The sequence below is a fragment of the Peribacillus sp. NPDC060253 genome (assembly GCF_042727425.1).
Taxonomy (GTDB): domain Bacteria; phylum Bacillota; class Bacilli; order Bacillales; family DSM-1321; genus Peribacillus.
In genome coordinates, this window is sequence record NZ_JBHXAS010000141.1 from 1 (window position 1) to 10679 (window position 10679).

10 protein-coding genes and 1 pseudogene are annotated in these 10679 nt (G+C 34.8%); 5 read left to right on the forward strand and 6 right to left on the reverse strand.

Going from position 1 to position 10679, the window contains the following annotated elements; all coding sequences use genetic code 11:
* Nucleotides 1-201 precede the first annotated feature (201 nt).
* A complete protein-coding gene (locus ACFWE9_RS23395) occupies nucleotides 202-1056 on the reverse strand; it encodes a transporter substrate-binding domain-containing protein (RefSeq protein WP_377359042.1) in 855 nt (284 codons plus the stop codon).
* 900 nt (nucleotides 1057-1956) lie between these two features.
* Nucleotides 1957-2034 carry a hypothetical protein gene (locus ACFWE9_RS23400; RefSeq protein ID WP_230162180.1) on the reverse strand — a complete coding sequence of 26 codons (78 nt, stop codon included), beginning with the start codon at nucleotides 2032-2034 and terminating at the stop codon, nucleotides 1957-1959.
* A 423-nt stretch (nucleotides 2035-2457) separates the two neighbouring features.
* Between ACFWE9_RS23400 and ACFWE9_RS23405 the strand changes: the two genes are divergently transcribed.
* Nucleotides 2458-3033, forward strand: coding sequence for a DeoR family transcriptional regulator (locus tag ACFWE9_RS23405; RefSeq protein ID WP_377359044.1), 576 nt, complete (start codon nucleotides 2458-2460; stop codon nucleotides 3031-3033).
* 62 nt (nucleotides 3034-3095) lie between these two features.
* Nucleotides 3096-4442 (forward strand): PepSY-associated TM helix domain-containing protein, encoded by a 1347-nt coding sequence (locus ACFWE9_RS23410; protein ID WP_377359046.1) that lies wholly within the window; start codon nucleotides 3096-3098, stop codon nucleotides 4440-4442.
* 221 nt (nucleotides 4443-4663) lie between these two features.
* Here ACFWE9_RS23410 and ACFWE9_RS23415 read toward each other — a convergent pair.
* From ACFWE9_RS23415 to ACFWE9_RS23425, 3 genes and pseudogenes are all read right to left on the reverse strand, one after another.
* Nucleotides 4664-4795, reverse strand: a pseudogene (locus ACFWE9_RS23415) (IS3 family transposase); the annotation flags it as partial.
* 86 nt (nucleotides 4796-4881) lie between these two features.
* Nucleotides 4882-5706 carry an SAM-dependent methyltransferase gene (locus tag ACFWE9_RS23420; RefSeq protein ID WP_230162168.1) on the reverse strand — a complete coding sequence of 275 codons (825 nt, stop codon included), beginning with the start codon at nucleotides 5704-5706 and terminating at the stop codon, nucleotides 4882-4884.
* Between the two features lie 304 nt (nucleotides 5707-6010).
* A complete protein-coding gene (locus ACFWE9_RS23425; protein WP_377359049.1) occupies nucleotides 6011-6532 on the reverse strand; it encodes a GNAT family N-acetyltransferase in 522 nt (173 codons plus the stop codon).
* A gap of 152 nt (nucleotides 6533-6684) precedes the next feature.
* Between ACFWE9_RS23425 and ACFWE9_RS23430 the strand changes: the two genes are divergently transcribed.
* The 3 genes from ACFWE9_RS23430 (at nucleotide 6685) to ACFWE9_RS23440 (ending at nucleotide 9386) form a co-directional block, all read left to right on the forward strand.
* Nucleotides 6685-7386, forward strand: coding sequence for an MFS transporter (locus tag ACFWE9_RS23430; protein ID WP_377359051.1), 702 nt, complete (start codon nucleotides 6685-6687; stop codon nucleotides 7384-7386).
* Between the two features lie 235 nt (nucleotides 7387-7621).
* Nucleotides 7622-8803 carry a YhgE/Pip domain-containing protein gene (locus ACFWE9_RS23435; protein WP_377359053.1) on the forward strand — a complete coding sequence of 394 codons (1182 nt, stop codon included), beginning with the start codon at nucleotides 7622-7624 and terminating at the stop codon, nucleotides 8801-8803.
* A gap of 46 nt (nucleotides 8804-8849) precedes the next feature.
* On the forward strand, nucleotides 8850-9386 hold the full coding sequence (locus ACFWE9_RS23440; protein ID WP_230162162.1) for a PadR family transcriptional regulator: 537 nt from the start codon (nucleotides 8850-8852) through the stop codon (nucleotides 9384-9386).
* A 478-nt stretch (nucleotides 9387-9864) separates the two neighbouring features.
* Here ACFWE9_RS23440 and ACFWE9_RS23445 read toward each other — a convergent pair whose 3' ends face one another.
* Nucleotides 9865-10506 (reverse strand): hypothetical protein, encoded by a 642-nt coding sequence (locus ACFWE9_RS23445; RefSeq protein WP_377359055.1) that lies wholly within the window; start codon nucleotides 10504-10506, stop codon nucleotides 9865-9867.
* Nucleotides 10507-10679: the final 173 nt, after the last annotated feature.

Below are 10679 nucleotides of genomic sequence, written 5' to 3' on the forward strand. Positions count from 1 at the left end.
CCATGGACACCCTTGCATTAAGCTAACCATTACTACTGCCTTCATGGTTCGGGACTCGCACCCTATAGATTGCACCCATGCCGGGCGCACGAAAAGGAGCTGCTGATCAGCTCCTGGTAATGAAGTAAAGCACCTGTTAGTGTATAAATGCTTCCCTATACAGCAATATTTAGGATAGCTTTTTGGGAGCATCTCTATATACTATTCCATCCACTTTTTATAGAGGGCGTCAAATTCCCCTTGAAGCTTCATTTCATCCATCCACATTTCCAAGTAGCTTGCATAAATGAAGTCACCTCGAGGAATCATATAACCTTTTTCACTGTTTGTGAAAGGCTTGTCAGTTTGAGCCGCATACAATCTGGGATCAGCTTTTGCATACAGCATTGCTTCTACTGTGTCAGTGATCATAACATCATACGTACCTTCTGCAACAAGATGAGGGATATCAAGGTTGTTTTCTACAACAGTTACCCTAGCATTGCTTAGATACTGACGGACAAATTCTTCGTTTGTTCCGCCTGGATTTACGCCGATGCGTATAGAAGGCTTGTTGATATCTTCAATGGTAAGATATTTGTCTTTATCTTCCTTGCGAATCAAAGGCACCTTACCGAATGAAAGGTAACCTTGGGATACATAAGCGCTTTTTTGTCTTGCTGTATTGCGAGTCACACCGCCCACAGCGATATCAAATTTGTCCGCTTGCAAATCTTTCATCATCGTAGGCCATGTGGTTGCGACAAATTTCACCTCCACACCAAGGTTTTTGCCAAGCTCTTTGGCTGCGTCCACATCAAATCCTTCATACTCATTTGTTTCTCGGTTCAAATAGGTAAATGGTTTGTAGTCCCCGGTCATTCCTACCCGAATGTATCCTCTTTTGATTATTTCATCAAGCTGGGAAGTCTCAACATTTTTCAAATGCCCTGGTGCATTTCCTGATGCGGGTTCAGCCGATACGTTTTGTGAGGTGATTAGGTCGTGACCGACGTACCCTGTACCAAGCAAGGATAAGCTGATCACTCCAGCCAATAGTGTTTTTTTCCAACTCATGTAATTTCCCCTCCATGTTTGCTATATTTTTAGAATTAATCTACCAATTATTAAAAATACAACAAAATAAATGAATCACCTTCAAAAAACAAACACTTTTTTATATTTAGGTGGATTAGCCTAATAGTTGATATTAAAAGGACTACACATATTAGAAATATCTAAAATGTGTAGTCCTAATTTATTTTCCGCCTTTTGTTTGATAAACCCTCAATGACTTTCCTTGTTCAGTTCGTGGATAATACTCCACTTCACAGTAGTAGTTACCTTCTTCTACACCCTGATAATTCTTATGAAACATAATGCTATTCTTTACAAAGTTAGCCTCTGTAGGTTCCGCAATCAAAATAATGAAACTACGACACATTAAACTTAATGGCTAATTGATAGTTAATCCATATTTTGAAATAAGAAACGAGTATAGGGATGATTTAGTTGTTGAAAGTCCCAACTAAATGTTTCCACAAGTTCTCCTTGATACATGACAGCGATACGATCACATAATTTTCGAGTAGATTTTAAGTCATGGGTGATAAATAAATAGGATAATTGTTCTTTTTTTGTATACGTTTTAACATATTTATTTTGGATGTTTGAGATGATTGATCTAAGCTGGCTATTGATTCGTCAAATATTATGATTTCCGGCTTAACAGCTAAGGCTTTTGCTATTCAAACACGCTGTTTTTGCCCACCACTTAATTGATAGGAATATCATGATAAAAAAAGAAGAATCAGGATCCACCCACTTCAGTAATTTCAAGCACGTTGCTTCTCACGAATTTTTTTCATTGGCGAAATAATTACGAATTGGTTCTTCCAGGATTTCCTTCACGCGCATTTTGGGATGTAAAGAAGATGATGAATCCTGTAAGCCTTATTTGCATTCGTTTATAAATCGCTATATCACCATTTGGTCTCCATTAATCGATTGACCGTTTAATAAAATTTGTCCAGATGTTAATGGGTCTATTCTCATAATCAATTTCGCTAGTGTACTTTTTCCACTACCACTCTCTCACCATCTAAACCTATACTTTCTCCTTGTTTCAAGGTTAAATTAATTTGTTTAACAGCTTGAAAATGTAGTTTTGGTTTAAATAATGATTTTCTTCTCATTCTCAAAGGATATTCTTTTGCCACTTTATGAGCAAAAATCAAGTGATTTATAGATAGATAAAACATTTCCCTCAAACGCGGTTTAAGTAATTTTTATAATCTTCATTCTTTTCTCACATTTGAATGATATAAATAATTATCGTCAATATTGTTACAGTTCAACAATATTTCACATATTTTATCACAATATCACTTGTCCGTATTCCGTAAATAAAATAGTCATAATTATTAGTGATCAAAAGAATGATTATAATCGTCATCTAATAAAGAGTGGTGGGATAAAATGTTACCGATTGATCGACAACAACAAATTTTAACATGGTTACAACAAGAAGAAACCTTGCGTGTTTCGGATATCAGTAAAAGATTAGAAGTCTCAGAAATGACAGTTTACCGAGATTTAAAACCATTAATTGATCAGCGGAAAGTATTTAAAACATCTAATGGAATTGCTCTAATTGCTCAAAGCTACATGTCTTCTAATCATTGTTCTTATTGCTATAAGGATTCAAACACGAGACTTTCGGTTCAATTGATAAATAAAAATCAACACGTGGAGCACGCATGTTGTCCTCATTGTGGGCTTCTTCGTTTTCAGGAAATAGAAAATGACATCTCACATATTATTTGTCATGATTTTTTGAAAGATACAACGATAAGTGCTAAGTTGGCGACCTTTCTTATAAATGCAGATATTAACTTGAATTGTTGTCAACCACAAGTTATTGCCTTTGAATCTATTAAACAAGCGAAACAATTCCAGTTAGGATTTGGTGGGCAAATTTATAGTTTTAAAAAAGCAATTCAAGCTATAAAAATTGAAATGCATGGCAAAGACTGCTGCCATTTAAAACAGTAAGAGGTGAATAGCAGCAGAAAAAGTAGACAAAAAACATACTAAGTCTTGATGGAGGTTTTGACGTGAAAAAAGGCAATTATAACCGTTTATGGAAATGGCATTTCTACGCTGCATTATTTATCGCCCCACTATTGATTACATTAACACTAAGTGGTATTGGATATTTATTTTATACAGATGTAGAAAATAAAGCTTACGATGATTTATTCTTTGGGCAAAGTGAAAAAACAGAACAATTAACGATTGATGAAGGCATTGAGAAAGCAATAGAACAATACAAAGGCTATTCTGTCTCAAAAGTAATTTTATTAGATGATCCGTATAATACACGCTTAACGATGACAAATGAAGATGGCGACCAAAAATATGTTTTCTTAGATGATAATTATGAAATAATCGGTAGTCAAACTGCGAAACAAACATTTTCAAATGTTATGAGAGAAATACATAGTTCTCTTTTTGTAGGTGGAACTGTTGTAAATTACTTAGTTGAATTAGCTGCTTGTTGGGCAATCTTCTTACTGTTTACTGGTCTTTACATGACCTTTAAGGGAAGGGCATTGAAGAAAGTACTGAATCCAACGAAGCGACAAAAAAATAAAAATTTGCATGCTTTAGTAGGTACAATTATAACGATTCCCATGATTATCGTTATTTTTACCGGATTACCTTGGTCGGCATTTATGGGTAATTTTATATATTCAGTAGCTCAAGATCATCCTTCTATTGGGAATCCAACTTTAAAACAACAGCCTCCAACTTCGGATATGAGCGAAATCCCATGGGCTACTCGTAAAAATGAGGCACCAACTTCAGACGATACTCATGCACATCATGGTAATATGTCTGATATGACAAGTATGTCATATGGTAGTAGTATAAGTGTCGAACAATTGATGACCAAGGTTGAGGAAGCTCATATTTCCAAACCTTATTCAATTATTTATTCATCGACTGAAGAAGGTGTATACACAGTTTCTAAGGGGAGTAACACTGGTATAACAGGATTAGACGTTAGCCCGTATGAGGAAATGACAACCTATTTCGATCAATATAGTGGAAATTTGATTTCAAAAGTGAGCTATCAGGACTACGGTATTTTAGCAAAATGGTTTACATGGGGTATTCCATTACATGAAGGTCATTTATTTGGCTGGCCAAATAAATTGATTAACTTATCTGTTTGTCTTTCCTTCTTATTCGTCATTTTTTGGGGATTTAAAACGTGGCTTTCTCGGAAAAAAGAAGGTAAACTCTCAACTCCACCAAAAGCTTCAAGTGGACTTTCGATTGGCTTTATTATCTTCATGGTGATATTAGGGCTGATTATGCCACTATTTGGGATATCCTTGATCGTGGTGGCTATTGTAGAAGGAATTATTTATCTCATCAAAAAAGAAAAAAAGTGATCATTTCAAATTAATCTTTATTAAGTATTGAACACCGTTCATTACGTTAACAAATAGAAGTTGATATTTTATTAACAAGAGAGAATTTCTTTAAATCATGAAAGTATACTATAGGTAAAGAAAATCTGGTAGATGTTGAAGATATCTATGTACAAAAGTTTCTTTCCATTAAGAAAGCCCCTTTTTTAAAGTGAACCCAAAAAGTTAGACACTTTATTTAGTTACGCAGCTACTAAGGATTGAGTTCGGTATTGCACCGGACTCAATCCTTTTAATTTTGCTTTGATCCGTTTGTGATTATAGTATTCGATATAGTTCTCCAGCTCTTGTTTGAAATGGGCCATACTGTCAAAAGCAAACAATTCGGCAACTCTGGATCTTGAACTCGTTAGTTGAAGTACATTCCATATCAAAAACATATCTTCAAATGAGGAACTTCTTACTTTGCACAAACAATGAAACTATTTAATGAATTCTCATTTCCATTCGAAGTGTTCATCAGTTCATAATAACTAGTTATCAACGTTTGTATCATGGAAGGAACGTTAATAAATTCTGCACGGATACTATTTGCATAACTTTTTTCCCATTGACCGTCTTGTAATAATGTTGCATCGACTTTAAGTTGTTTTATCACTTCAAAATTTGCTTGCTGGAGTAGCTGGTGAATTTGAGTTTTATGAAACAAGTTTTGGATATTCCCTTCATTTTTTACGAAGTTTGAATACAAGGCAAGGATGGAAACTGCACAAAAATGGGAACGTTGCGTAATGCAGGTAATATCGAGGTCCCATTCTGCAAAACATATATGTTTTGCCAATCTACGAATTTTTTTAAAGTAATTCAATAAATCTTCTGGTTGCTTGAAATACCATGAACAATGGGATAATACCGCCACATCAAATGGGATAGTTGTTTTAAATAAATTAAAATCCTTTTCAAAATGGAAGTCAATACGTTCTCCTAATGAAGATTTCTTAATACGCTCTGTTGCTTGACCTAATGTTAACGGTGCTCCGTAATCGGGACTAGCAATATCTATTGCGACAACACATCCGTTTTCTCCTACTGCGTCTGCTATTGCAACGGTGGTATCCCCTTGACCACAACCTATTTCTACTACACGCATTCCTTGTTGAATCCCAAATGCTTCTACTAATTCCAAACGGTGCTGCAACTGAACTTGTTGTATCAAATCACCTTTGAATAATTGATATTTCGATAAAAAAGATATTGTTTTTTCGTTTAGTTGAAATGACGTCAAATATAATTCACCCCACATTTATTGTGTATTGGTTTATCAACAATGAAAAAAGCTGCCTCAGCAACCCCCTTATTGAAGTAAAGCACCCGTTAGTTTAAATACAATACTTCAAAATTGATATCTATCCTTGGAATTTAATACAACAAAAAAGTTCTAGAACCAATGCATTTTTTAGTTTAATTTAGCTTTTAAATCCACCTTTGAATGACTGCAATCCAATCTGCTTCATCGCTCACTAGAAATTTAATAGTTTTTGCAACATCTCTCGGTTCTCCTATCCAACGTCATCCTTTTTAAACGAAGTTTATTTTGATAACAATACGGGGCTAATATCTTTCCATTTATAAACCAAAAGATTTAAATCAGCACCAGCGATTTTGATGTTTTCGGATTTAAGTAATTCCGCACCAAAAGCCTCGTAGAAAAATCGAGATATATTATCTTCAAGTACCTCAACAAAAATCGTATTAAATCCCAGTTCTTCAAATTTTAAAAATAGTTCTTTGATAAGTTTCTTTCCTAGCCCCATTCTTTGAAACTTTTCAAGGACATATATAGAAGTTAAATCACCTGAATTATTCACTTTATTTGTTTCTCTTTTTCCACCATCAGCAAATCCAACTATTTTTCCATCTTTATTTTCTGCAACAAAAACATAATTTTCATCTTTTGATATATTCTTTATCCATAAATCCTTCCTTTTCTCATAAGATAGTTTATCTAAAAAATCACTTGGTATTATATTTTTATAGGTCGTTCTCCAACAATCTACATGTACTTTTGCGATTTCTTCAGCGTCAGCCGCCGTTGCCTCTCTTATTAACATATAAATTTCCCCTTTCGAATCTCATATATATATTAAAATTCGTTTATGGCTAATAGTAATCCTCTTTCTTATAGAACTTACCTGCCCCGATAGTTGCATAAAAAAAGCTGCTTTAAAGACAGCTCTGATCTTCTGGAAGCCCCGCGAACGTTATGTCTAGTAATATTCTGCAAGAAATCAGTAAATCAAGATTTGGCATAAACCCTGTTAATACGGCAAGAATGGATGATGCTACCAAATTTGAAGTAAAACAATTTGGAATCGGCCTGTTTAACCAGCTTAAAACACCCGGTCTCATTCATCTTTTTCTGATTGGTTTTTTATTGTCGGCTGGCTTTGTTTCTTTATATAACTACATTGGTTTTCAGCTCATTACCCTGCCCTATTCACTTAGTCAAACCTTAGTTGGATTTATCTTCATCGTCTATATTGTTGGTACATTCAGTTCTACATGGATGGGAATGTTAGCAGATCAATATGGTGAAAGCAGAATGTTACAGTTATCCATCATTTTTTTAATGTTAGGGGTTTGCATCACATTGAACCTCAATCTATGGATAAAATTTTTTGGAATAGCAGTCTTTACTTTCGGTTTTTTCGCCAGCCATTCCATTGCTCGCAGTTGGGTTGGCAGATTAGCCGCTCACGATAAAGCTCAAGCAGCCTCATTATATTTATTTTCCTATTACCTTGGGGGAAGTATTGTTGGAACAACAAGCGGTTCATTTTATTGTCATTTTGGGTGGATTGGCATTGTCGTCATGATCGCTGTTCTTTCTACAATTTCCCTCTTGATTTCAATTCGTTTAGGAACAATTTCTTCAAGAATAATAAAGTTGTTGAAAGTTCATTAAAGCAGTTTGTACCAATTTTATTGTAACGTCCTCAAAGAATGTAATAGTTACTCCCAACAATGTAGAAGAGTTTTGTTGGGAGTTTTTTTCTACACATAAAAAAACACCAAATTTTTCAATTGACTTTTTAAAAAAAATAAAATAAAATTCAAAGTACTCAATTTAAACTACTCTAATTAAAGTACTTTAAATTGAGTAAAATACTTAAATTAAATCAAAAGGATGGATACAACATATGAAATTTACTGCATTCTTAAAAACAAGAGGTGCATCTGCGGCAATCTTTATGGGGATTTTCTATGCAATTGCCATGCTAGGCATCTTCTTACCTGGGTATACAGCCATTCCAGGAAATGTCGATAAATTACCTATCGCCATCATCAATGATGATGCCGGTGAAAATGGGGCAATGATTGCTGAACAGTTAGAAGAAAATTTACCCTTTAAAAAAATCGAGACGGATATAACAAATAAACAAGCCTTAAAAGATTTAGAGAAAAATGACTTAGCATTAGTCGTACACATCCCGAAGACCTTCTCTGAGAATATGCAAAAAGGTGAAGCGTCATCAAGCATCGACTTTACAATCAATGAGGCAGGGGCAACAGCCGTTTCTTCTACCATGAATTCTGTCGTAACTGAAATTAACAGCCAGTTAAGTACACAATTCTCACAACAAACGGCTCAGGGCGTATTGATGAACTTTAATGTACCTGAAAAGCAAGCCGCTGAATTAGCGGAAAAGATTGAGAAATCCTATGTAGGAAATGTGGTTACAATCAACGAAATACCAGATGGCATGAATCATAATATGCTTCCTATGTTCTTGACAATGGCCGGCTATGTTGGGGCGATGATCGGAGCAATGCAATTAGTAGGTGCATTTAAAGCCAGCCGCGGAAAAGCAAGTAAATCACGTTTATTCATGTATGTTCAATCAGCTGCGTTATTGATTGCAGTCATTTCATCATTCGTTGCTGTAGGTGTAGCGTATTTAGTTGATAAGCCAAGTGGTGACCTATTCTTCGGTATAGTAGGTCAACAAATACTTAACTATATGGTATGTTTTAATTTCACCGCGATTTTAATCTTCTTATTTGGTGAAGGCGGCATGATTTTAAACTTACCGATTTTATTAATCCAAACAATAGCAAATGGTGCCACCATCTCGCGTGATATGATGCATTTACCATATGAATGGATGAGCCACATTTCACCGATGTATTACTCGGTGCAAGCTTACTTTGCAAACCTATATGGCAGCATCAGTCCAAGTCCGTATATTTGGTCAATGGTTACAGTTGGTGCTGTTTCGATGGTAATTAATATGACTATTGTCTCGTTTATTCACAAACCAATGCCAGGCCAGGTTTCTGAAACAGAAAATGAAAAGAATGCGGCTGAAATCACAGCTTAGGTTTTGCTACAATAATGAGATAATACTTCTTAAAGGAGCGTAGAAAATGTCTATTCAAATTTTTATATTGAGCAAGCTGATGGAGGATAAAAACTATCCTTATAAATTAAAAAAGCAGCTTTCAGAACCCATTCCGTTGGATCGCCTAGGTGGGTTAACTGAAAGTAAACTGTACTACCATTTTGAATCATTGGTAAAACAAGGTTTAGTCGAACCAGTAGAAGTGATAAAAGAAGAACATCGGCCTGATAAACAAGTATATGCGATCACGGATAAGGGTCGCGAAGAACTACCCAAAAAAATCTATAAATTATTTGAAAATGCGGAAGAAATTAAGGATATGATTGTTTGTTTAGCAAACATCAAGTATGTAGATCGTGATAAAGTAGTGGATATATTAGAAAAAAAAATAAAGACTATCAATGGTATTTGGGAAGAGATTAGGAGTTTTGAACCAGAACAGATAGGAAAAGATAACGAGAATATTGGTGAATTTTTGCATGGCTATCTTTCCACTAGAACAGATCACACAATATATTGGTTTGAGGAGTTAATTAAAAGAATTAAGACAAAGGAATTATAAAAGGATTATGAGTATAACCAGAGCAGGCTTTCAGGAATTCCTTGACTAAATCGATGTTAAACTTCAACTAACCGGAGCTGAGTTGAAGAATCTTTCTTCATAAGCTGGAATGGTAGCTAACTTATTGTAAATAAAATTTTAAAGAGCCTTACTTACATTGTATGTAGTAAGGCTCTTAGCTTTCGATGGAAAGATAAAATTATGCATGACTTAAACTAACATGTACCGTTAATTAAAAAGAAAAATCTGCCCTTAAAAAACAGCTTTGATCATTAGCTAACGCACCAGTTAGTTGAAGAACAGAATAATCGATTACTATAGAGGTATTTCGAACCTGTAATACAAATGTTTTAGTTTTTCCGTTTTATTAAGCTTGCCTCCTCCAGTATAAAGCTGTGTAACTTACATCCTGTCATCCTTCCTATTCCATATTCCTGTGGCACAAAGAGCATCCTTAACAGAAGGATGCTCTTTGTGTTTATAATTTGATTTCTTTCGTATGTGGAGAGACTACTTGTTTTTTCGTATCTTGTTCCTGAACCGTATTTGTGGTGATCTTTATATAAGTGAGAGGATTGGGAGCCTTGGATAAGAAGCAAATCAATGTATACGTCTCTTTTTCTTTTGCTTGTAAGTGTATGTTTTTGGGATCAGCGTTCATTTTATATACATCCACGCTCTCTCCGTTACTTAGAAGCAGCTTCTTTATAGGTCCCTTCCCCAAATCAAGTGGTTGATCTGACACGTTTTCAATTGTAGTTGTAAACTGAATGGCATTCATTTCATTCGTAGGTAGACTACGCTGTTGTAAATTATACTTGCCCACTTCACTCACTTCTTTACTTTGTACGACTTTTATCTTTTGTACATCAATATGAAGAGGACCAACTTGAACGCCTACCTTCGGTTCACTTATTTGTTTTAGCGTAAATACTCCAAGTGGATGAGGGGCAGTCTGTCCCTCATGACTCAATGGCTCTTTGTAAGGTTTTACTTCTACATTAGGTTGCGCTGCTGCATTCTCGCTATCTTTCATTGTATTTTCAGAACTTTGATGATTTGAACAAGCAGATACAATAAAACAGGTACAGATAGCTATACTTAAAATAACCTTTTTCATTTGTATTCTCCCTTACAGATAGAATTTGTTTAATCATCATTTCACTATTTATATTCACTGTATAAGTTACAAGATTTCCTAGAAAAACTCAATTATTTTCAGAAAAGTCAATGAACTTCAATGTGTTATCGCCAATACTTTTTCTTATCCAGCTTTATTTTATAGAGCTCATC